Below are 21368 nucleotides of genomic sequence, written 5' to 3'. Positions count from 1 at the left end.
GTCACCGGCGCACCGCCGGTCGCCACTCTGACGCGCGGTATGCGTCGACGATGGGCGCCAGTTCGTCGGGAGTTGCGCCATGCATGATGACCGCGTCGGCGCCGTAGTCGAACTCCTTGCGCACCCGCTCGACGCATTGCTGTGCGGAACCGGTGGCCGCCGGCTCCAGCCATTCGTCCGGAATGAGCGTCGCGATGTGTTCGATCTGTTCGGCAGTGGCCTTGTGGTCGATCCCGCCCGGAACCGACCGCACGACAGCATCCGCCCGGAACCGTTCCAGCACAGCGAGATCCCAGTTGTTGGTCGTCACGAGGAGCTCGCCGTAGCCCTGCAGATAGGTCGCCAGCCGTGCGACTGTCTTCTTCAGCCGCAGTTCTTCGGGTAGATGATCACCGACGGTCGCGAAGCACGACCAGACCCGGACACTGCCCGGGTCGCGTCCGGCCTTCTCTGCGGCGTTCTTGACGGTCTTGACACAGCGCTGCAAGGTCTCCGGGGTGAAGTAGGTGTGCAGGATGACGTCATCGAACGCCCGCCCGCCGAGTGCCAACGTACGCGGGCCGAACGCGACGATCGCCAGCCGGATGTCCTCGCGGAAGTCGGGATCGAGGAACAGCACCGGATACTTACCGATCGGCCCGTCGTGGTTGAAGATCAGCTCCCCCTGCCAGAGCCGGCGCATGACGCCCGCGAAATCCTCCATCTGCGCGGTCGTCACGGCCGGTATGCCGAACGCGCCGTAGATCGCGCCGATTCCGCGACCGATCCCCAGCGTGAATCGCCCCCCGGAGAGCCGGTGCATGGTCGTCGCCCACGATCCGGTGATCAGCGGGTGGCGTGTGTTGTGGTTGGTCGCAGCGGTGGCGATCTGCATTCGGGTGGTGACGGCGCACGCGGCACCGACGAGCGACGACGCCTCCTTGACGTTCCACCGCTCGGAGATGAACGCGGTACCGAAACCCATCTCCTCACCGCGACGCGCTTCGTCCATCAGCGCCGCCGGGCCCTCACCCCCGGCGCCGGCCAGCAGGTAGTAGCCCAGCTCATCGAGCACGCGTTCGTTCACGCCCAAACTCCTTGCTTGTAACCGCAATTCCAGACCTCGGTGATCCGGCCGTCGACGACACGGAAGATCTCCATACTGCCGATGTTGGTCTCCGTACCGTCCTTCAACGTCATCGGCGACTGGTAGACGATCGCGACATGTTCACCGTCGTCGCCGGCGACCACCAGGTTCAGATCGAAGCGGATGGTGTCGAACATGTCCCAGTGGTCGATGATGCGCTGCACCGCCTGCTCGTGCGTCAGCGTCGTCGCCTCCCCCACGTCATGGCGAACGACGCTGTCGCCCATCAGCTCCTCGGCGAGCGCGAAGTCGCGGTTGTTCCACACCGCGAGGTTGTACAGTTCGACGACTTCGCGGGCCGTGCGTGTCACGCGAACACCTCCAGCGCGTCGATCTCGTCGATCGCCGACACCGCCCGCTCCGTCAGTTTCAGGCACAGCGCCCTCGAGCGTTCGGGCATGGCGTCCCATCCGTTCAGCGAGATGACGGGGAGCACCATCAGGTACACCACGGCGAACCGATAGTGCCGCCACGCCTCGACGAACGGGTAGTCGCCGACACCGTAACTCGCCAAGTGCGCCAGGTACTCACGAACCAGCGCCTCGTCGTGGCCACGCCGCGCCTCGGTCGGCAACCCCTGGCTGACCAGGTAGGCGACGTCGGCGGCACCGGCGCCGACGGACGCGAACTGGAAGTCCGCCACCTTCATCCGCCCACCGTCGAAGAACAGGTTGTCGGCCCGGATGTCGCCGTGCAACAGCATCGAGCGTTCGGTCAGCGCCTCCAGCGCACGGCCCGCACTCTCGGCGAATCGTGCGGCGTAGTCGGCGACGGCGGCGGGCACGGGCACCGGGGACTTGTCGAGGTAGACCTGCCAACCCGGCCCGAAGGCGGGCACCAACAGGTCGCGCGCGACCGGCGTGTCCAGGCTCGGGAAGACCTTCAGCGCAGCCGTATTCGCGGTTGACCAGGCATGCAACCCGGCCAGCCCCTCGATGCAGGTGCGGCCCTGGTCCATCGACAGACCGGCCAGGTGATCGGCATTGTCCCAACCGGCGAGATCCTCGAGCAGCAGCACGAAATCCGCTGAGCCATCGACCATTCGGGCGGTGTAAACCCGCGGCGTTCCCAGCGGCGCCCGGCCGGCGATGTCCCGGTAGAACGCCAGCTCGCGGCGGTACCCACCGAGCAGTTCCATCGCACTGCGGGCCTCGGACGTCGCGGGCAGCTTCGCGATCACGGTGGCCGGGACTTCGTCGCCCGTCAGGTGCAGGCGGTACAGCAGCGACGAGAACCCGCTGTCCTGTGCGATCTGCTCGGCGCGGACGTCGGTCACCTCGGAGCCCAGCGCAGCGGTGAGCCACTGCGGCGTCACGGCGTCGATGCCCAGTGGAACGTCGGTCGTGGCTGAACTCACCATAGAGCCCCTACCCAGGTTGTTCGACGAAGAGTAAGACACCGGTCATCCGCGTTCCGCGTCGTCATCGATCGCAGCTCGGCGTAGCGACGACGCCGCGCAGGAAGCGCTCGGATGCGGCCTGCACCCCACCGGCGAACAGGTGACCCACGTGGCTGCCGCGATGCCAGTGCAGTTCCCCGCCCCACCGGTCGTGCAGAACCTGCGCGGGTTCGCGCATCGCCATCCGGTCGTGCCAGGCGCCGACGATGAGCCGTCGACCCGGCGGCGCCGTCGGTTCGACGGACTGGTAGTCGACCGCGGCCATCACCCGTTCGACGGGGTCGGACCGCAACAGCTCGACCGTGTCGCGCACCGAAGGGCCCCAGCGGCCCAGGTGCGTGGCGATCATCGCGTTGAGGCCGAAGATCGGCGTGTAGACCGCGACGGCGTCGACCGCCTCGAGGTGCGAAACCATGCCTGCCACCGGGCTTCCCATCGACACGCCGGACACCGCGATCGCCGTCGTCTGCGGCCGCAGCCACCGCACCACCGCCCTGACTTCGGAGACGACGCGAAGCATGCCCGCCACGTTGTTCAGCGGGTCCATATTCGGATACGCCGGCCAGGCGCCGCCGCGCACGCCACAGCCCGGCTGCACGGGCAGCGCGATGTTGAGTCCCAGTTCCTCCTGCAGGCGCCGGGCCCGCGAGAACAACAGATCGATGGGCTGCCCCTGACCCGCGCCGTGTACCCACACCAGCCACGGACGCCGGTCGTCACCCTGGCGGCACAGGTGCACCACCGCCGTGGCCGGCCCACCGAACGCCCGCAGTGACTCCGGTAGATGGGGGTTGTGCTCGAAGGTCATCTGCTCGTAGCGCTGCCTGCCGAACCGCCGGCGTCGAAGCGTCTTCACCTGCAGCGGGTCGGGCTCGCGGTGCACGCCCGCCACACCAAGGCCGGACAGCTCGTCGGCCGCATCGGCGCATGAGGCGGCCGAGCGCTCGACTTTCGGCGGCGGAGCCGTCAGCGTGAATCCGGTCAGGGCAAGCTCGTCGAGAACGACCTCACCGAACTGGCGAGCGTCTCTCGCGGACAACGGGTTCCAGCCCTGAGACGACGTCACTGCCGCATGAGCCCGGGGTATCACTCCCGCGAAATCGCGGCCGATGCGCCATGCGCGCTCCGCCGGCCTCATGCGAGCTTGAAGCCCGGATAGCCGGCGTCGGCGATCTCTTCGCAGCGGCGCCGGTACTCCGGGATGCCCGCCGTGTAGCCCATGTACATCCGCTTCTTGCCCGGCACGTTGCCGCCGTTGTACCAGGAGTTGCACGACGGGTGCACCAGCACCGTCGGCTCCACCAGCGAGGTCGTGTGCTCAATCCACTCGCGCTGGGCCTCGGGCAGCGCCTCGATGGTGCGGTACTCGTTGGTACGCATGAACGCTATGCAGTCGCCGATCCACTCGACGTGCTGTTCGAGCGCGGCGACGAAGTTCGTTGCGGCCGATGGGCTTCCGGGTGCTTGGATGATGAACAGGTTCGGAAAGCCCGCGACCGCCAGCCCGAGGTAAGTGTACGGGCCCTCCGAGGTCCAGAAGTCGCCCAGTGACGCGCCGTCGCGCCCGCGGATGTCGATGCGGGTGAGCGCACCGGTCATCGCGTCGAACCCGGTCGCGTAGATGATGACGTCCAGCTCGTGGTGATGCCGCTCGGTGCGGATTCCCGTCGGCGTCACCTCGGCGATCGGATCCCTGCGCAGATCGACCAGCGTCACGTTCTCGCGGTTGAAGGTCTGGTAGTAACCCTGGTCGATGATCGGTCGCTTACACCCGAACGGATGTGTCGGCGTGAGCGACGCGGCGGTCTCGGGGTCGCGCACGATGCGTGCCACCGCCCGGCCATAGAGCTCGGCGGCCATCCGATTGGCCTCGATGTCGAAGAAGACGTCGCCCCAACTGAGTGCGCCCATGACGCCGCCCTCGTCGATGGCGCGCAACTGATCCTCGCGCGACGCCGACTTCAGCGGCGGCTGGGCCATCATCTCGAACAGCACCGAGAACGCGCTGAGCCGAGCCGCTCCGACCGCGTGCTGACGCTGTGCCGCGCGGATCTCGGAGTAGTTGGCCTTGAGCTCGTCGAGTTCACCGTCGTCGAACGGCCGGACCTGCCAGGGCAACGTGTAGGCCGGCGAGCGCTGGAACACCGTGAGGTGGCCCGCTTCCTGCGCCACAACGGGAATCAGCTGCACGCCCGTGGAGCCGGTTCCGATCACGCCGACCCGCCTGCCGGTCAGGTCGGCGTCCTGTCTCGGCCAGCGGCTGGTGAACAGCGACGTGCCGGTGAAGGTGTCCATCCCCGGGATGTCGGGTTCGAGCGGTACCGACAGGATTCCCGATGCGGCGACGACGAACGGCGCGACGAACGCCTCGCCCGCCTCGGTGCACACCAGCCACTCGGCGGCCACCTCGTCGAACGTCATCGCGACGACGTTGGTGTGGAACCGGATGTCGCGCCGCAGGTCGAGCCGGTCGGCGACGAAGTTGAGGTACGCCTCGATCTCCGGCTGGGCGGGCATGGTCTCCGTCCACACCCACTCCTGCTGGATCTCCTCGGAGAAGCTATAGGAGTACTCGATGCTCTCGATGTCGCAGCGCGCACCGGGATACCGGTTGAACAACCATGTCCCGCCGACGTTCTCCGCCTTCTCCAGCACGGTCGTGCGAAGCCCGAGTTCGCGCAGTCGGTGCAGTGCGTACAGCCCGGAGAACCCCGCGCCGATGACGACGGCGTCGTAGCGGGCCCTGCCTTCGTTCGTCAACACTCTGCCTCCGGCTGCTCCACTGGATGATACTGAAGCCATTACAGTATCGTCCGTTGTAACGCCACGACAGGCATATCGGCCCAAATCGCACCCTGGCGTTACGTCCGCGGAAGCGACCTACGTCGCGAGGAGGCAGTTGGCATGAAGGTTCCGTTCACCTGGAAGGTCACCGGCTGGTTCATGATCGGGTGGTCGGCGGAGTTCCCGCAGGGCGAGGTCCGGCCGCTGCGGTACTTCGGCGACGACCTCGTGGCCTACCGCGACGACGCCGGCGAGTTGCATCTGCTCTCCGCACACTGCCGTCACCTCGGCGCGCACATCGGCCACGGCGGAAAGGTCGTCGGTGACTGCGTGGAGTGTCCCTTCCACGGCTGGCGCTGGGGACCCGACGGCACCAACCGCCACATTCCGTACCAGCCGGACCGGCCGAACAAGGCGCTGCGGCTGCGCGTCTACCCGGTGGTCGAGCAGTACGGCTGCGTGTTCGCCTGGCATCAGCCCGACGGCAGGCAACCGCAGTGGGAGATGCCCGACCTGTTCGGCAAGTTCCCGCAGTTCCCCACCGACCCCGACGCGTACTACCGGCCGTATCCGGAGTTCTCCAGCCGCGCCGAGCGCGAACCGGTGCACCCGCAGATCGTCGCCGAGAATGGGCCCGACAGCGCACACTTCCACTACGTTCACGGCGCGACCGTCACCCCGGTGTGTCTGCACTGGGAGGCCGTCGACGAGGAATGGCGGTTTCTCACCGGCTGGCCCGCCAAGGCGAGCGAAGCGACGGGAGGAACAAGCGCGCGCAGCGAGGATCCGGACAGGATGGCGCTGCGGATCCACAGCCACTTCTCCGGTCTCGGCTTCGCTGTCAGCGCGTTCGAGGGCTCGTCGAACCACCGGCTGATCTTCGCCTGCACACCCGTCGAGGACGGCTACTCGGACATGTTCTACTCGATCTGGTGGCCGCGGCTGCCCGGCGACACCTCCGACGTGCCACCGCCCGAGGTGTGCGAGAAGGTCGAGCGGCAATTTCTCGGCACGGTGTGGGAGGACCTCGACATCTGGCGCTATCAGGAGTACATCGAGAACCCCGCGCTGTCTCGCGTCGACGCGAAGCCGTACATGGCGATGCGCAAGTGGGCGACCCAGTTCTATGAAGTCCCTCCCGCCACCCCACCCGGCGAGATTCCCGCCTCGGTATGACCCCCGATCTCGACGAGATCGCGGCGCCCGGCCACACCGCGATCGTCACGCAGGAGTGCCAGGGCGCGGTCGTCGGCCCCGACGCCGGGCTGGCCGCGCTCGCGAACGAGGCCCGGCGCGAGGCGGTGCCCAACATCGCCCGGCTCCTGCCCGCGGCGCGCGACGCGGGCGTGCGGGTGGTGCACTGCCTGGTGCAGCGGCGGCCGGACGGGCTGGGCGCCAACCACAACGCGAAGATCTTCACGCTCGGTTCGGGCGTCGAGATCGCCCCAGGCACGCCCGGCGCCGAACTGCTGCCCGAGCTCGGACCCGAACCGTCGGACGTGGTGCTGCGGCGCTGGCACGGCATCGGACCGATGGGGGGCACCGACCTCGATGCCGTGCTGCGCAATCTCGCGGTGACGACGATCGTGGCCGTCGGCGTCTCGGTGAACCTGGCCATCACCAACCTCTGCATGGATGCGGTGAACAAGGCGTACCGGGTGGTCGTGCCGCGCGATGCCGTCGCCGGAATTCCGACCGCCTACGCGAACACGATCATCGACAACATGCTGTCGCTGCTGGCGACCATCACCACCACCGACGACCTCATCAGGACCTGGACGACACAGTGACCGACACCGAAGACGACATTCGCGAGTTCGCGAGGGTGAAACCGACCGTGGCAGAGCCCGAGATGGGCCGGTTCATGGCGGCGATGAGACGCCTGCAGGACATCGCGGTCTCGAGCAATCCCGACGCCACGCTGTGGAACGACACTGCCGAACTGCTCGAGGACGCCGCCGCGCGATTGGAGCAGCACAGGGCGCCCGCGGGCGTCGCGCCGGCCGGGCGCGTGCTCGACCTTCCCGGCCACGGTCACCCGATCATGCCGCCGTGGCGGGTGGTCGCGTCGGGACCCGACGAGGTCGTGATGCGTGGGCACTTCAGCCGCTTTCACGTCGGGGGCAACGACGCCGTCCACGGCGGGGTGATACCGCTGTTCTACGACTGGCATTTCGGCATGGTGGTGTCGGCTGCCAGCCGACCGGACAGCCGCACCGCCTACCTGCACGTCGACTACCGCCGGGTGACGCTGACCGGGGTGCCGTTGACCGCCAGGGCCTGGATCGACTCGGTCGACGGGCGCAAGCTGTTCATCAGGGCCGAGATGACCGACGCCGACGGCAACGTACTATCCGAGGCCAACGGTCTGATGATCAAGCTGCTGCCCCACCAGCCCTGAGAGGCCCGATGTCTGTCACCACCCAGTTCACTGTTCCCGCCGCCGCCGACACCGTCGCCGCCGTCATCGGCGAGCGTGAGTTCATCATCCAGGGCGACCGCCGGTTCACCTACGCGCAGATCGTCGAACGGTCGAAACGCCTCGCCGCCTATCTGCACAGCCGCGGGCTCGGATGCCACACCGAACGCTCGGATCTTGCCGGCCACGAGGTCGGCCAGGACCTGCTCGGCATCTACGCCTACAACGGCCCCGAGTACGTCGAGGCGATGCTCGGCTCGTGGCGGGCCAGGGTCGCGCCGTTCAACGTCAACTACCGCTACGTCAAGGCCGAACTGCAGTACCTGCTGGCCGACGCCGGCGCCACGGCGCTGATCTACCACGCGACGTTCGCACCCCGTGTCGCCGAGGTGCTGGCCGATCTGCCCAACCTGCGGGTGCTGATCCAGATCGCCGACGACTCGGGCAATGAACTGCTCGACGGCGCAACCGATTACGAGTCGATCGTGGGGTCCGGCACCGCGGTGTTGCCGCCGAACGAGCCGTCTCCCGACGACCTGTATGTGCTCTACACCGGCGGCACGACCGGCATGCCGAAGGGTGTGCTGTGGCGCCAGCACGACATCTTCATGACGTCGTTCGGCGGCCGCAGCCTCTACACCGGGGAACTCGCGACGTCCTACGACGACATCGCCAAGCGGGTCGCCGAGGCGCCGGAGTCCCGGCTGATGATCCTGCCGCCGCTGATGCACGGCGCCGCCCAGTGGGCCGTGATGACCGCGATGACCACCGGTCAGTCGGTGGTGTTCTCCACGGTCACCAGCCATTTCGACGCCGACGAGGTGGTGGCCGCCATCGAGCGCGAGAAGGTGATGGCGGTGACCGTCGTCGGCGACGCGATGGCCCGGCCGCTGGCCGACGCGATCGAACGCACCAGCGCGGACCTCTCGTCGCTGGCGGTGGTCGCCAACGGCGGTGCGCTGCTGACGCCGACGGCCAAACAGCGCCTGATCGACGTGAAGCCCGGTCTCATCGTCGTCGACGGCGTCGGCTCGTCGGAGACCGGTGCGCAGATGACGCACATGTCCGCCTCGGGCGCGGTCGCGACCGGCAAGTTCAACGCCGGCCCGGACACGTTCGTCGCTGCCGAGGACCTCGGCACACTGCTGGAACCCGGCCACAACGGCATGGGCTGGCTGGCCCAACGCGGTTACGTGCCATTGGGTTACAAGGGCGACGCGTCCAAGACCGCGGCGACGTTCCCGGTGATCGACGGGGTGCGGTACTCCGTGCCCGGGGACCGCGCGCGCCATCTCGCCGACGGCTCGATCGAACTGCTCGGCCGCGACTCGGTGACCATCAACTCCGGTGGCGAGAAGATCTTCGTCGAGGAGGTCGAGACGGCGATCGCGTCGCATCCGGCGGTGGCCGACGTGGTGGTGTCCGGACGGCCCAGTGAGCGGTGGGGTCAGGAGGTGGTCGCCATCGTCGCCCTCGCCGAAGGAGCCAGCGCCGAAGCGCAGGAGCTGATCGACCACGCCGCCAATTCGATTGCGCGGTACAAGCTTCCGAAGGCAGTCGTGTTCCGCCCGGTCATCGAGCGCAGCCCGGCAGGCAAGGCCGACTACCGGTGGGCGCGCGAGCAGGCGATCAGCGGCGCCTGAGCCGACGGCGGGTGCGGTTGCGCGCCATCCGCAGGCCAAGCGCGGTGCCCGCGCGCATCGTCGCGCCGAACGGCGGTGCCGCGCGCCCGGTGATGGTGAACGGCAGGTCCGTGCCGACCACCGTGCGGTAATGGCTGAACGCGTCGAACCCCGCCTTTCCGTGGTAGGCGCCCATGCCGCTGCGTCCCACCCCGCCGAACGGTGCCGCTGACGGGATCATCTGGGCGGCGAAGTCGTTGCGGGCGACGCCGCCACTGCGGGTGTCGCGAACGAACCGGCGGAAGTCGGCGTCGTCGGGTCCGTACCAGTACGCGACCAGCGGCGCCGGCCGGTCGTTGAGGTAGGTGATGGCCTCGGTCAGATGCGTATACGGCCGAACGACCAGGACCGGCCCGAAGACCTCCTCGTCGGCGATCTTCATCCGCTCGTCGATGTCACGCACGATGGTGGGAGCGATCTTGCGCGACATCCGATCCGGCAGCGACTCGCCCTGCGGGCACTCCGTGTCGACGCATGCGCCGTTGGCTCGCGCGTCCTCGATCAGCCCGACCACCCTGTCGAAGTTGGCGTGGTTCACCGACGAGCAGTACTCGTCGTTCCCGACGATGGTCGGGAACATTGCGCGCAGGGTGCCCTTCGCGATCTCGACGAAGGCGTCCACGCGGTCCTCCGGCACGAAGACGTAGTCGGGGCAGACACACACCTGGCCTCCGTTGATCATGCGGGCCTGTGCGATTCGCGTGGCAGCGCGCCCCAGATCGGCGTTCCTCGACACGACGACGGGGTTCTTGCCGCCGAGTTCCAGTGTGACCGGGACGAGGTGTTGCGCGGCGGCCTGCTGTACCTTGGCTCCGACCGCAGGCGATCCGGTGAAGAAGAGATGGTCGAACGGCAGCGCAGCGAACGCGGCCGCGACATCGGGTCCGCCGGTGATCACCCCGAGTTCAGTCGCGTCGAAGTACCTGGGCGCCGTCGCCTCCATCAGATCCGCCGTGTGCGGGGTGATCTCGGACATCTTGATCATCGCGCGGTTCCCGGCCGCAAAGGCCGCCGAGGCGGGCAGGACGACCAGGTTGAGGGGGAAGTTCCACGGGCCGATGATGCCCACCACTCCGAGCGGAGAGGGTTGCACCTCGGCGCGCAGCCCGAACATCCGCGCTGGCCTCATGAGCTTCGTCGTCCGCATCCACTGCGCCACATGCGACCTGGTGTGCTCGATCACCGAGATCATGCCGAGGATCTCGGTGAACATCGATCCGTCCCGCGGCCGGGTGCCGAAGTCGGCAGCCATGGCGTCGACGAAGTCGTCCGCGTTGTCGAGCACGAGTGCGAGCAGGCGGTCGATGCGGTTCCGCCGGACTCCGGCGCCCGGTGGACCGTCGGCGAGGAAGGCGCGTCGTTGGCGCTGCAGAACGGTCTGCATCGCCTCCTGCCGAGCGGCACACGCCAGACCTGCGGTTTCCGTCATCGCATCACTGCTTTCGAAGAGCCCGGGCTAGCCAGCTGATAGCCTCTACTGTAATCTTTACAGTACCTATCGCAGGATAGACTCGGAGACATCGGAGCACACGTGGAAACTCGCGTCCAGGATGTCACCGCCGACGAGGCGGTCGACCTCCTTCGTGACCCGTATCCGCTATTCGCGAAGAGGCGGCGCGAAACCACCGGCGCCTTCCGCGGCAGCGTCATGGACTGGACGAAGACACCCGATTCCTTTCGGCCCGAGCACCTGTACGCCGCGGTGTCGTTCGACGCGGTCAACCGGGTGTTCCGTGACGGCAAGGTCTTCAACTCGCATATCTACGACAGCACGATCGGATTGTTCATCGGTCCGACGATTCTCGCCATGGAGGGCAAAACACACTGGGAGCACCGCAATCTCGTGTCGGCGGCGTTCAAGTCCAGGTCGCTCGCGCGGTGGGAACCGGAGGTCGTGCGGCCGGTCGTCAACGCGCTGATCGACGAGTTCATCGACGCCGGCGAAGCCGATCTGGTGCGCGACTTCACGTTCGAGTTCCCCACGCGGGTGATCTCGAAGCTGTTGGGCCTGCCTGAAGAAGACCTGCCGTGGTTCCGCAAGCGTGCCGTCGAACTGATCAGCTACCACGTCAAGTACAAGCGTGCATTCGAGGCTTCGGCCGCACTCAAGGATTACTTCCTCGATCAGATCGACAAGCGCAGATCCCGCCCGACCGAGGACATCATCGGCGATCTGGTTTCGGCGGAGATCGAGGGGACGAAGCTGAGCGACGAAGCGATCTTCTCGTTCCTGCGGCTGCTGCTGCCCGCCGGGCTGGAAACCACCTACCGCTCGTCGGGAAACCTGCTCTACCTTCTGCTCACGCACCCCGAGCAGTTCCATGCCCTGCAGGCCGATCGCGCCCTTCTCCCCGACGCCATCGAGGAAGGCCTGCGCTACGAGACTCCCTTGACCACCGTGCAGCGGTATGCGACCGAGGACGCCGAACTCGAGGGCGTTCCGGTCCCTGCCGGGTCGGTCATCGACGTGTGCATCGGGTCGGCAAACCGCGACGAGAAGCGCTGGGAACGCTCCGAGGACTTCGACATCTTCCGGAAGCGAGTGCCGCACATCTCTTTTGCGGCCGGCGAGCACACCTGCATGGGCCTGCACCTGGCACGGATGGAGACCCGCGTCGCGGTGGAGTGCCTGCTCGACCGGCTGACAGACATCTCCCTCGTCACCGACGACAACCCGCACATCTGGGGCCAACCGTTCCGGTCGCCCACGGCACTACCGGTGACGTTCGGCGCCGGCTGACGTGTCGATCGTGGCGACCTAGCGGGTCTCGCGCGGCATGCGGTGGGCGATCGTCTTGGTTTCGAGGTATTGCTCGATAACTTCGACACGACGGTACGGAACAAAACACCGCTGACCTGGATCTATAGCCGATTATTCGAAAACATGTGCGTAGCACAGCGGTTCGTGTCAAGATATTGACATGACCAACGATTTGCCCGATCTGACCGAACTACTCCCCTCGTGGCAACTGGTGTTGCGCTCCGAGCGCAAATCACCGGCCACGCTGAAGGGCTATACCAAGGGTGTCACCGCGTACATACGCTGGTGCGCCGCGACGGGTACGCCGCTGGTGTTGTCCCGCGCCAACGTCCAGCAGTTCATCGCCGACCTTCTCGACAACGGCATGGAGGCCAGCACCGCCGTCGCCCGTCAATCGGCCCTCAAACGGTTCTCCGCGTGGCTGACCGCCGAAGGCGAATACGAGACTGACCCGCTACTCGGTGTGAAACCGCCGAAGGTGGACCGCAAGGTGGTCAACGCGCTGACCGACGACGACCTCAAACGGTTGATCAAGGCGTGCCAGGGGAAGGCGTTGACCGACCGGCGTGATGAGGCAATCGTGCGGTTGTTGGCCGAAACCGGGATGCGGGCCGGGGAAGTCCTCGCGCTCACGGTGGAGGACGTGGACGTGCACCGGGGATTGGTCACGATTCATCGCGGCAAGGGCGGCAAGGGCCGCGTTGCCCCGTTCGGACCTCAGACCGCGACGGCGCTGGACCGCTACATACGGGTGCGGCGCGGGCACCGGCTCGCGGATGCGGCACCGCTGTGGGTCGGCGGGCAAGACAAGACGTTCGGGTATCACGCGCTGGACAAGACCCTGAAGCACCGCGCTGAGTTGGCCGGGATCAAGGGCTTTCACCTTCACCGGATGAGGCACACCGCCGCAACCCGGTGGCTGAGGCACGGCGGGTCTGAGAGCGGTTTGATGAGCGTCGCCGGTTGGGCGAACCGTGACATGATCGACCGTTACACCTCCGCGAGTGCGTCGGAGCGTGCCGCCGACGAGGCACGCGGATTGAACCTCGGCGACTTGTAATCGCTTGTGCGCGACTCGCACACACGTCTAGCTGGGCCTTGACCGATACGCACAACGGCAACTACCGTTGTGCGTTGACGCCGTCCACGGCGTCCCGGTAGGAAAGACACACACCCTCCCGCCGACCGCACAACGGGCGAAGGGGAGTCGGGCGAGAACCCGACCGTAGCGACAAGTCATCCTGATTCACCAGGTGTCTATTTGTCGCGTTGTGCCCTTCTCAGAAGGGATACCGGGTGTGGACAGCACCTCCCCTGACCCTAAAACCATCGCCAACTTCGCACGTCTGACCTCCGCTGAGCGAAAGCTCAACTCGCAGGCCGCCGCCCACAAGTCGTGGGCACTAACCGAGGACCGCACACGTCGAACCGCTAAGGCGCGGGCGGCATTCAATCAGCGGTTCTACGACGAGGTAGACCCCGACCGCACACTCCCCGCCGCTGAGCGGGAGAAGCGAGCCACCAATGCTCGCAAGTCCTTCTACGCCGCGCTGTCACGAAAAGCTGTGGCGGCACGCCGCAACCGAGCGGGCGGTGCCGCGTGACCGGCCACTACATGCCGTCGATGACAACGGTCACCGACTTCTGGCGGGGGCAGCACGCTGGGAGGTCGCCTGGATGACCACAAGAGAAACGGGGCCGATTCCAGCGGCCCCGCTCCGAATACGTCACGCAAACGATGATCGGAGTCTAACGCACCGGCCCGACTACGGGTCGGCCCGCCGAGACGCTGCTCTGAGAATGCCGCCGCTCCCGCCGTGCGGCTGTATCAGAGACCCGGACCACGACCGGCACCGCTGTCGCGACGAGATGACGCTGGCCCAGGCCGATGCCCTCGTCGCCACGGCGAACTACCTCGAAAGCATTGGCGTGACACCGCTGTTCGATCCGCGCACGCTTCGCACCGCGTGGCGGTTGTGCCCGGAGCACCGTTCCCGGCTTGAGCACTTGGCACGTCGGAGCGCAGCATGAAGGATCACAACGACGCGGTCCTCGGCAAAGAACGCGCCGAGTTCCACGCGGCCCAGCACCGCCGCAACGCGGACCGTTTCGGTGTCCCCGGTGCCGAAGGCATCATCGACGCTCCGCGCAACGGCTGGCATCCTGACGATACGGTTCGTGGATCACTCGACAAACACGATCCCGGCCCCGAACCGCCCGATGACACCGAATCGCTCTGGCCCTCAACGGAACCAGGCAATATCGACCTTCTTGCGGATATGCGGGACGGCGAGTGGCTCGACGAGCAGGAGTTCCCGCCGCTGGAATGGGCGGTTCAAGGCATGTTGCCCGAAGGCTACGGGTTGATTGTCGCCCCGCCGAAGAAGGGTAAGAGCTGGCTAGTCGCGGACTTCGGATTGGCCTGTGCCGCAGGTGGTGTCGCCCTCGGGAAGCTGAAGGTCGAGAAGCGGGCGGTGCTGTACCTCGCGCTCGAAGACGGCGACCGCCGACTACAGTCCCGGTTCCGGCAAATCATGGGACCGGGCAAGCGCATTCCTCGCGGGATGCATCGCATCACGAAAGCGGACCGCCGCGTCATTCTCGGCATGATCGAGCAATTCCTCGCCGAGCACCTGGACGACGTTCACCCGCCGCTGGTCGTTCTGGACACGTTGGGTCGGGCGAAGCCGCCCCGGCCAGCAGGTGCCGATGTCTATCAAAACGAATACGACTTCGGGGTGAGCCTCAAATCGTTGGCCGACGCCGTACCGGGTTCGACGGTTCTGGCTGTGCATCATACGAACAAGTCGCGCACCGAGGATTTCGTGGACGCCGTCTCGGGCAGCAACGCGGTAGCTGGCGCGGCTGATTTCGTGCTGGTGCTCGAACGCCCCCGTCAGGAACCGACCGGCATCCTCCACGTCACCGGACGCGATGTGCCCGAAGCCGAGTACGCGATGACTTCCGTTGACGGTGCGTGGCAACTCGACGGCACTGACCTCTCCGCGGCTGCTGACACCGCCGTCAAGCGGCACGTTCAAGAGCGCGAGAATCGTCACGGTGACAGAACGCTGTGGGTGCTCCGCTATGTCCAGAAGGAGGGCACCGTCACCAACGCCCAAGTCCAACAGGCGTTGAACCTCAGCCGCCACGACACCGGCCAGTACCTCGCCCGGTTGGCCGACAACGACCTCATCGAGAAGGTCAGCCGGGGTGTGTGGCGTTCCCTACGGGGGCCTGAGGACAGTGAGGACACTGAGGACAACCCAGGTCAGGGCATGTTTTCAATGTCCTCATTGAGGACAACTGAGGACAACGAAGTGAGGACAACTGAGGATGACTGAAAACTTAGGTTGCCCTTTGTCCTCAGTTGAGGACAACGTGAGGACAACGAAAACCCTTGTCTACCAGGCAAGTCCTCAAAGTCCTCAGAGTCCTCACCCACCTACAGGAAGGAAACGTAACCGAATGACCACCAAACCTGCACAGGACGAATGGATTCCGCACCCTCGTGACCTACAGAATGCGCTCGCCGCATTCGCGGTCCGTGTACGCGACGGCAAGCGGCCCGCCGCCACGCTCATGGCCTCAGCCCACGAGGACGGACGATTGTTCTTGCTGATCGACTCGCTGATGTGGACGTTGTTCCGGCGCTACGAACATGAATCAGGCGGCGCACGTGACGACCAGGGCCGCCCGACGTGGCTGCCGAAGCTCGAACAGGACGTGCTCGAACTGGCCGGAATGACCGCCGACCTCGACGCCGAGGAAGCCGCCCAGCAAGCCGAGCGCATCGCCCGCGCTACCGCCGAAAGGGACGACGACGACGAACCGTAACGGACCGCACCGTAACGGTTCGGACGTTGGCGTGGCGACGGGTGTCCTGACCGACGAAGAGATGTTGCTCGCGGAGTTCATCGTTGCCGCCGCCCGCGCTGGCGACCCGGCCCTGTACGTGGCTGTCGCCCGACTCAACCACCTGCAAGGCACCGTCGAACTCCGATTCGTCTACCGCGTCGTGCGAATCGCGCTCGAACTCAACCACACCGACCCACCGGAAGGAACCCCATGACCACACCTGACAACCCCGACGCTGGCGCTGAGAACGCCCAGGACGAACTAACAGCACCGCCCGAGGACGCTGTGCCCGCCGACGCCAGCACCGGCCAACCGGAGCCGCCCGCCGAGTCGGACACCCAGGCCACCGACACGCCGCCCGAGCCACCCGCTGCTGAGTCCGGTGAGCGCAAGCTCCGCAAGCGTGCCCAAACCGCCGAGGCCGAACGTGACCGGCTCCGCGAACAGGTCGCGGGCTACCAGCGCCGGGAGGTCGAAGCCCTCGCCGGTTCGACGTTGGCTGACCCCCGCGACATCTGGGCGGGTGGGGTCACGTTGCCCGAGTGTCTGACCGACGACGGAGACCTCGACCCCGAGCGGGTGACCGCCGCTGTCGCGAAGGTGGTTGACGCGCATCCGCACTGGAAGGTCCAGCTTCCCGACGCCGCTGCACCGGCATCCGCCGTCACCTCAGACGGCAACCCCCACGACGAAACCGACCAGGAACAAGCGGCGTCGTGGCAAGAAGCGTTCAGGCAAGCGGCTCAGCGGTAGCATGGCTGTCACGTTCGGCGGTGCCGTCACTGGCGATCACCGGGCGAACCGCCGCCCTGTAGGGCAACCGCGACCACCGTAACGGCTGACGCGGCCTCGATCCCGCTGTCCTACAGGAGTTCTCACTATGGTTATGGTCCGTCCGGCCACCGCTGGCCTTGGCATTCTCACACCCGAAGAGGTCGGCGAACTCGTCGTCCGACCGATCATCGCCGCGTCCACCGCGCTGCAAGTGTGCAACGTCGTTCCGACCGACAGCGGCGACTTCCGAATCCCGATTATCGCCGACGACGCCGGTGCCCAGTGGGTCGCTGAAGCCGCCGACATTCCGCTGGACGACGCCGACGTGACCGAGGAAATCGTGCGCCCGACCAAGGTCGCCGGGTTGACGAAGGTATCCAGCGAGCTTGCACAGGACAGCTCGCCTGCGGCGACTCAGGTGGTCGGCGAGTCCATCGCCCGATCCATCGCCCGCCAAATCGACCTGGCATTTTTCTCCAACACCACCGCCAACGGGCCAGATGGGTTGCTGAGTCTCGGCGCAACGCAATTCGTCACCGCTGGATCGGGTTTCACCAACGTCGATCCGTTCACGGAGGCCGCTTCGCTGGTCGAGGGTGTCGGCGGCAACGTCACCGCGTGGTGCACGAACGCCTCCACCGCCCTGGTACTCGCGACGTTGAAGGAAGAGACCGGCTCGAATAAACCGCTGCTCCAACCCGATCCGACCCAAGCCAGCCGACGCCTCATCGGCGGTGCACCCCTGTTCGTGGTACCCGGCGCGGCGGGAGCCGCTATCGGCGACGGAAGAGTCTGGGGCCTGGACGGTAGCCGCGTGTTCGCGATCATGCGTCGTGATGTCGAGGTCGCTATCGACGCCTCGTACTTCTTCAACTCCGACAGCTTTGCGGTGCGATCAACTGCAAGGCTTGGATTTGGTTATCCCGACGAGCGGTGCGTTGTGCGGATCGGCGTCGGCGGCTCCTAAAACGTGGTGGCCGGTGTGTTCCAGCCTTCGCACCGGCCATCGCTCACCGGGCCGGTCCTCCCCTGCGCCTGTGCCGGGTGCGGGTCTCCTACGGCCTGGATGAGACCGGGCCGTCCCGGCGCACTCGTTAGGCACAGCGAATTGCGTCGGGGCGGAACGGGTTCTACCGTCCCGCTCGGGCTTGCCGCGCCAACGCCAGCCGCTCTCGCCGCGTCATACCGCCCCAGACGCCGTGCATCTCGCGTCGGCCTACCGCCCAGGCGAGGCACTCACGCCGCACCGGGCACGACCCGCATATCGCCTTGGCGCGCTGAACCCCTGCCTTGTCGCCGCTGTTCGGATAGAACACAGCGACGTTAACCCCGGCACATCGTGCGTCGTCCATCCACGAGGGGTTGCGCGTACGCGGTGGCCGGGGAATGCCCACCGCCGCCTCTAGTTGGGTAATCGTGAGGTCGAGCCGAAGACTGCCCCGAGGACGCACCAACCCATACACCCCCGGCGCACTACGCCGCACCAACACCACATACCCGTGATGTCGTGCCGCCCGCCGACACCGTGCCTCCCGCACCATCATTCGCTAAGCATCGAACACATCCGGTCGCACCGCGACACGACACGCGCCTAGAACTCGGCTTGCGCCTGTTCGGCCCGCACTTCTTCGACTAGCTCGCGGACGACCTCGTGGGTGACCTCTTCGCCCCTTATCAACATCGCCGCGACCGCCTCGATTGCGGGCAAGAGGTCGTCCAGCTCATAGGCCCACCCGACCTCCCATGCGCGGCCAACGTGTCCGAGGCCGAGCTGCGCCGCCACCGCTTCCAACGCCGCAACGCGGCCTTCGTACTTCGCGGTGTCACCGTCGAAGTTCTCATCCCACACGTAATCCAGTGCCTCGTGAAAGTCGTCTAGGTCCGGCTCGTTCGCGACCATCCACTTCGCTTCGGCCCACGGCCCCGCGAACGTCACGAACGGTCGATCAACGTCGTCCGTTCGATGCTCAGTGCCGCCAGTCGTGTCGGCGCTCATGTCGTCGGTCGTCCAATCGACGGTCCCGAGGAACACCCGAATCAGCTGCCCGCCACGCGCAACAGCCGCGACCGCGTGACCGGCCTCGTGGTGTGCGTGCCGAGCGGTCGCCTCAGCGTCAACCTTCGCAATCAACGCCGGGTCAGGTGCCCTACCGCCACCACCTTCTGAATCACAATCGGACACGCTCTCCACGCTACGACTACACACACGCCTCCTGTCAACACGATTCACGACACGCCCGCAACCTCTCAGGCGAGCAACCCGCGTAGTTCGTCGGCGGTGTACCGCTCCGCGATCTGGGTCAGCAAGTCGATGTGCTCGCGGTCGTCGTCCTCGTCCTCGATCACCGCGTCGTATGCCTCGTCATCCCAGAACTGTTCGACGGCGTCGGTGAACAACTGCCGCAAGTCGTTGGGTTCGAGTGCGTCCATCTCGATTTGCACGCCGCACCCGTTTTCGGCCTCGACGTCATCGAGGGTGTGCGCGTAATTCGCAAGGAACGCGGGCAAGTTCGAGTCCTTCTCCTTCGCCGAGTTGCGCGGCAACCCGTACTCGACGCATTGCTCCGGTTGCAACGCCACCCGATACTTGCGGTAGCGGTCGTAATTCGGGACGGGTGCCTTCGGCTTCCCGTGATGGTCGAGCACCCATCCTCGGTTCTCGGGCATGTCAGCCGGATTCCAGTCCGGTAGTTCGGGGTTCGCCCACCAGCCGGTACGGTCCACGAACGACTGCAAGATGCGCCACCCGGACGGGTCGTGATCACCCGCGTACAGCAAGATCGCGGGCCGACCATCAGCTTCGACGTCGCGTCTCAACTCGTCGATGAGTCCTTGCGTGGCTTGCCCGCCGAGAGCGAGGATCGGAAGCCCACGATCAGACCGGAACCATGAGCGGAGCTGGTTGACCATGCCCACCTTCTCGACGCCCAACCACACCTGATACTCCTGCCCCTCGGTGCGGTCACGGCGGTACCACCGCCGCAATGACTCGATAGCCTGACCCGGCGACACACTCCCACTCGCCGGGAAGACTTGCGCCCCTTGGTCGGCCAGATCAGGGAACGTGCCGACACGCCGCCACTCCGCACTCGTGCGCGACAACAGGCTGTAAGCGTTATCGGTGTTCGGAATCTTCGCGGGATGCCCGTGCGGTAGCGACACCAGCCGGTAGAACAACTGCCGCAACGTCACGTCCGTGGTGTACGACTCGACGATGGTGCGGGCGTACGGCAAGATGACCCGTTGCCAATCGAGATTCTTACGCTGGTCAGGCGGGACGCGGTGCCTAGGCATGACACCGACACATCCGGTTTGTCGAGCGATCCACGAACCGATCGTGCACCCACCCGACCAGTTCGTCAAGTGATCGACGAACCGACCGCCGCCCTAAAAACATGCTGCCCGCCAACATGATCCAGCATCCTCGAAGATGTCCTCGAAGACGTCCGCATCCTCGAAGTTCGAGACGGTCGTACCCGACGACGTCAACACCGCACGTGCTGTAACTGGACGTCACGTGACATTTAGCCGTGACAGTCGTAGCGTGACGGATATGTCGAGGACCTGTGCCGCGTGCGCGACCGAGTTTGATGGCCGCGCTGATGCCCGCTTCTGTTCGGCGGGTTGCCGCCAACGCGCCTACCGCCAACGTCACCGGCCACACCGACCCGAGCCGTACACAAACACCGAGCCGTACGACAACCCGCACGTCAAAGATGACGGCTGTTGCCCCTGGCACAAGCTCATCGCCGCGATGAATCTCCGCTTCTACGATCCCCACAGCACCGCCGACGTTTGGGCGTTCAACCTGTGTGCCCAGCGTCTCAGAGCTGCCGACGAGATAGACCAGTTCATCGAATGGCTCTCCGTCGTCCGAGACGGCTTCGTGGGAATGGAAACACCGGAGCGGATCGCGGCATCAATCAAGCGGTGCACCTGAGCCGCCCGACAGCCCGCTCAGCACCAAGGGATACCAGACCGGGCACTCTCGACGCTCACAGCGACGCTCAGCCCCCAAAACGACCCCCACCAGGGACACCCTCCCCACCAGCACAAACACCCACGGCCAGAACTGAAGAATCCGCTGGACGCACGTAGGTCGTGCTGAGTCGTGGTGTGCCGCTGCGGGTTTAGGATGGGCGTATGGGTAAGCACACACCCGAGGCGCAACAGTTGCTTGACGAGTTGGACGCGGAGCTGGCGCGGTCGTCGGAGCGGGCCGGGACGACGTTGTCGTGGTCGGCTGCTGAGCGTGAGCACTTGAGCATGGTCGCGGAGTGCATCGACCGCCGCGTTCACCTTCGAGGCCGGTACGAGCATTGCGACCCGACCGACCACAAGAATCTGTGCCGACTGAGCACCGAGATTCGGCTGCTCGACAGCACCGTGTCCCGGCTGTTGAAGAACGTCGAGACTGAGCTACCGCAACCGATGAGTCAGCGGTCGGCGAAGGCGCAACGGGCCGCACTCGCACGCTGGGCGAGGGACAAAGGTGCCGTTAGCTGAACACACCGGGCCGGTCGGCTTGCGGGTGCCGGGACTCTACGCACGGATCAAGACCTATG

Annotated in this window: 23 protein-coding genes; 14 read left to right on the top strand and 9 right to left on the bottom strand. The window is 66.2% G+C overall.

What is annotated here, in order from left to right:
* Position 1 precedes the first annotated feature (1 nt).
* The 5 genes from ABGB19_RS02180 to ABGB19_RS02160 all read right to left on the bottom strand — a co-directional run bounded on the left by ABGB19_RS02180 (position 2) and on the right by ABGB19_RS02160 (position 5285).
* Entirely contained in the window at positions 2 to 1066 is a 1065-nt protein-coding gene (locus tag ABGB19_RS02180; protein ID WP_347683513.1) for a TIGR03857 family LLM class F420-dependent oxidoreductase, read from the bottom strand.
* Complete coding sequence (locus tag ABGB19_RS02175; protein WP_347683511.1) at positions 1063 to 1437, bottom strand: nuclear transport factor 2 family protein; 375 nt, start codon at positions 1435 to 1437, stop codon at positions 1063 to 1065. Before ABGB19_RS02175 ends, ABGB19_RS02180 begins: the two co-directional genes overlap by 4 nt.
* Positions 1434 to 2486, bottom strand: a complete 1053-nt coding sequence (locus ABGB19_RS02170) for a phosphotransferase (RefSeq protein WP_347683507.1) — start codon at positions 2484 to 2486, stop codon at positions 1434 to 1436. The genes ABGB19_RS02175 and ABGB19_RS02170 overlap by 4 nt, the downstream gene beginning before the upstream one ends.
* A gap of 61 nt (positions 2487 to 2547) precedes the next feature.
* On the bottom strand, positions 2548 to 3663 hold the full coding sequence (locus tag ABGB19_RS02165) for an alpha/beta hydrolase (RefSeq protein ID WP_347683502.1): 1116 nt from the start codon (positions 3661 to 3663) through the stop codon (positions 2548 to 2550).
* Positions 3660 to 5285: an NAD(P)/FAD-dependent oxidoreductase gene (locus ABGB19_RS02160; RefSeq protein WP_347684670.1), complete on the bottom strand. Its 1626-nt coding sequence runs from the start codon at positions 5283 to 5285 to the stop codon at positions 3660 to 3662. Before ABGB19_RS02160 ends, ABGB19_RS02165 begins: the two co-directional genes overlap by 4 nt.
* A gap of 144 nt (positions 5286 to 5429) precedes the next feature.
* Between ABGB19_RS02160 and ABGB19_RS02155 the strand changes: the two genes are divergently transcribed.
* Genes ABGB19_RS02155 through ABGB19_RS02140 form a run of 4 tightly spaced genes read left to right on the top strand, consistent with a single transcriptional unit; the run spans position 5430 to position 9371 of the window.
* On the top strand, positions 5430 to 6485 hold the full coding sequence (locus ABGB19_RS02155; RefSeq protein WP_347683500.1) for a Rieske 2Fe-2S domain-containing protein: 1056 nt from the start codon (positions 5430 to 5432) through the stop codon (positions 6483 to 6485).
* Positions 6482 to 7099, top strand: a complete 618-nt coding sequence (locus tag ABGB19_RS02150) for a cysteine hydrolase (protein ID WP_347683498.1) — start codon at positions 6482 to 6484, stop codon at positions 7097 to 7099. The genes ABGB19_RS02155 and ABGB19_RS02150 overlap by 4 nt, the downstream gene beginning before the upstream one ends.
* Complete coding sequence (locus ABGB19_RS02145) at positions 7096 to 7710, top strand: PaaI family thioesterase (protein WP_347683496.1); 615 nt, start codon at positions 7096 to 7098, stop codon at positions 7708 to 7710. The genes ABGB19_RS02150 and ABGB19_RS02145 overlap by 4 nt, the downstream gene beginning before the upstream one ends.
* Positions 7711 to 7718: 8 nt before the next feature.
* Positions 7719 to 9371: an acyl-CoA synthetase gene (locus ABGB19_RS02140; RefSeq protein ID WP_347683494.1), complete on the top strand. Its 1653-nt coding sequence runs from the start codon at positions 7719 to 7721 to the stop codon at positions 9369 to 9371.
* Here the strand turns inward: ABGB19_RS02140 and ABGB19_RS02135 are convergent.
* Positions 9358 to 10839 (bottom strand): coniferyl aldehyde dehydrogenase, encoded by a 1482-nt coding sequence (locus tag ABGB19_RS02135; protein ID WP_347683492.1) that lies wholly within the window; start codon positions 10837 to 10839, stop codon positions 9358 to 9360. The two genes, ABGB19_RS02140 and ABGB19_RS02135, sit on opposite strands and share 14 nt — an antisense overlap.
* 102 nt (positions 10840 to 10941) lie before the next feature.
* Here ABGB19_RS02135 and ABGB19_RS02130 point away from each other — a divergent pair, with 102 nt between their 5' ends.
* From ABGB19_RS02130 to ABGB19_RS02095, 8 genes are all read left to right on the top strand, one after another.
* Positions 10942 to 12150: a cytochrome P450 gene (locus ABGB19_RS02130; RefSeq protein ID WP_347683490.1), complete on the top strand. Its 1209-nt coding sequence runs from the start codon at positions 10942 to 10944 to the stop codon at positions 12148 to 12150.
* A gap of 181 nt (positions 12151 to 12331) precedes the next feature.
* On the top strand, positions 12332 to 13231 hold the full coding sequence (locus tag ABGB19_RS02125; protein ID WP_347683488.1) for a tyrosine-type recombinase/integrase: 900 nt from the start codon (positions 12332 to 12334) through the stop codon (positions 13229 to 13231).
* A gap of 238 nt (positions 13232 to 13469) precedes the next feature.
* The gene (locus ABGB19_RS02120) at positions 13470 to 13775 is read left to right on the top strand and encodes a hypothetical protein (RefSeq protein WP_347683486.1); all 306 of its coding nucleotides are present in this window, start codon (positions 13470 to 13472) and stop codon (positions 13773 to 13775) included.
* A gap of 423 nt (positions 13776 to 14198) precedes the next feature.
* Entirely contained in the window at positions 14199 to 15515 is a 1317-nt protein-coding gene (locus ABGB19_RS02115; protein ID WP_347683484.1) for an AAA family ATPase, read from the top strand.
* Between the two features lie 124 nt (positions 15516 to 15639).
* On the top strand, positions 15640 to 16008 hold the full coding sequence (locus ABGB19_RS02110) for a hypothetical protein (RefSeq protein WP_347683482.1): 369 nt from the start codon (positions 15640 to 15642) through the stop codon (positions 16006 to 16008).
* A 31-nt stretch (positions 16009 to 16039) separates the two neighbouring features.
* The gene (locus ABGB19_RS02105) at positions 16040 to 16243 is read left to right on the top strand and encodes a hypothetical protein (protein ID WP_347683480.1); all 204 of its coding nucleotides are present in this window, start codon (positions 16040 to 16042) and stop codon (positions 16241 to 16243) included.
* Positions 16240 to 16782, top strand: coding sequence for a hypothetical protein (locus ABGB19_RS02100; protein WP_347683478.1), 543 nt, complete (start codon positions 16240 to 16242; stop codon positions 16780 to 16782). Before ABGB19_RS02105 ends, ABGB19_RS02100 begins: the two co-directional genes overlap by 4 nt.
* A 127-nt stretch (positions 16783 to 16909) precedes the next feature.
* Complete coding sequence (locus tag ABGB19_RS02095; protein WP_347683476.1) at positions 16910 to 17770, top strand: phage major capsid protein; 861 nt, start codon at positions 16910 to 16912, stop codon at positions 17768 to 17770.
* A 163-nt stretch (positions 17771 to 17933) separates the two neighbouring features.
* On the opposite strand, the gene ABGB19_RS02090 is transcribed toward ABGB19_RS02095, so the two are convergent.
* From ABGB19_RS02090 to ABGB19_RS02080, 3 genes are all read right to left on the bottom strand, one after another.
* The gene (locus tag ABGB19_RS02090; RefSeq protein ID WP_347683474.1) at positions 17934 to 18155 is read right to left on the bottom strand and encodes a WhiB family transcriptional regulator; all 222 of its coding nucleotides are present in this window, start codon (positions 18153 to 18155) and stop codon (positions 17934 to 17936) included.
* 239 nt (positions 18156 to 18394) lie between these two features.
* Positions 18395 to 18994 carry a hypothetical protein gene (locus tag ABGB19_RS02085; RefSeq protein ID WP_347683472.1) on the bottom strand — a complete coding sequence of 200 codons (600 nt, stop codon included), beginning with the start codon at positions 18992 to 18994 and terminating at the stop codon, positions 18395 to 18397.
* Positions 18995 to 19050: 56 nt separating this feature from the next.
* Positions 19051 to 20037 carry a hypothetical protein gene (locus ABGB19_RS02080; RefSeq protein WP_347683470.1) on the bottom strand — a complete coding sequence of 329 codons (987 nt, stop codon included), beginning with the start codon at positions 20035 to 20037 and terminating at the stop codon, positions 19051 to 19053.
* A 196-nt stretch (positions 20038 to 20233) separates the two neighbouring features.
* Between ABGB19_RS02080 and ABGB19_RS02075 the strand changes: the two genes are divergently transcribed.
* Positions 20234 to 20743 carry a hypothetical protein gene (locus ABGB19_RS02075; protein WP_347683468.1) on the top strand — a complete coding sequence of 170 codons (510 nt, stop codon included), beginning with the start codon at positions 20234 to 20236 and terminating at the stop codon, positions 20741 to 20743.
* 203 nt (positions 20744 to 20946) lie between these two features.
* Positions 20947 to 21309: a hypothetical protein gene (locus ABGB19_RS02070; protein ID WP_347683466.1), complete on the top strand. Its 363-nt coding sequence runs from the start codon at positions 20947 to 20949 to the stop codon at positions 21307 to 21309.
* The last annotated feature ends 59 nt before the right edge of the window (positions 21310 to 21368 follow it).

The sequence above is a fragment of the Mycobacterium sp. B14F4 genome, from assembly GCF_039871645.1.
Taxonomy (GTDB): domain Bacteria; phylum Actinomycetota; class Actinomycetes; order Mycobacteriales; family Mycobacteriaceae; genus Mycobacterium.
The sequence above is the reverse complement of the archived record's forward strand: the minus strand, read 5'-3'. Positions and strand labels throughout refer to the sequence as shown.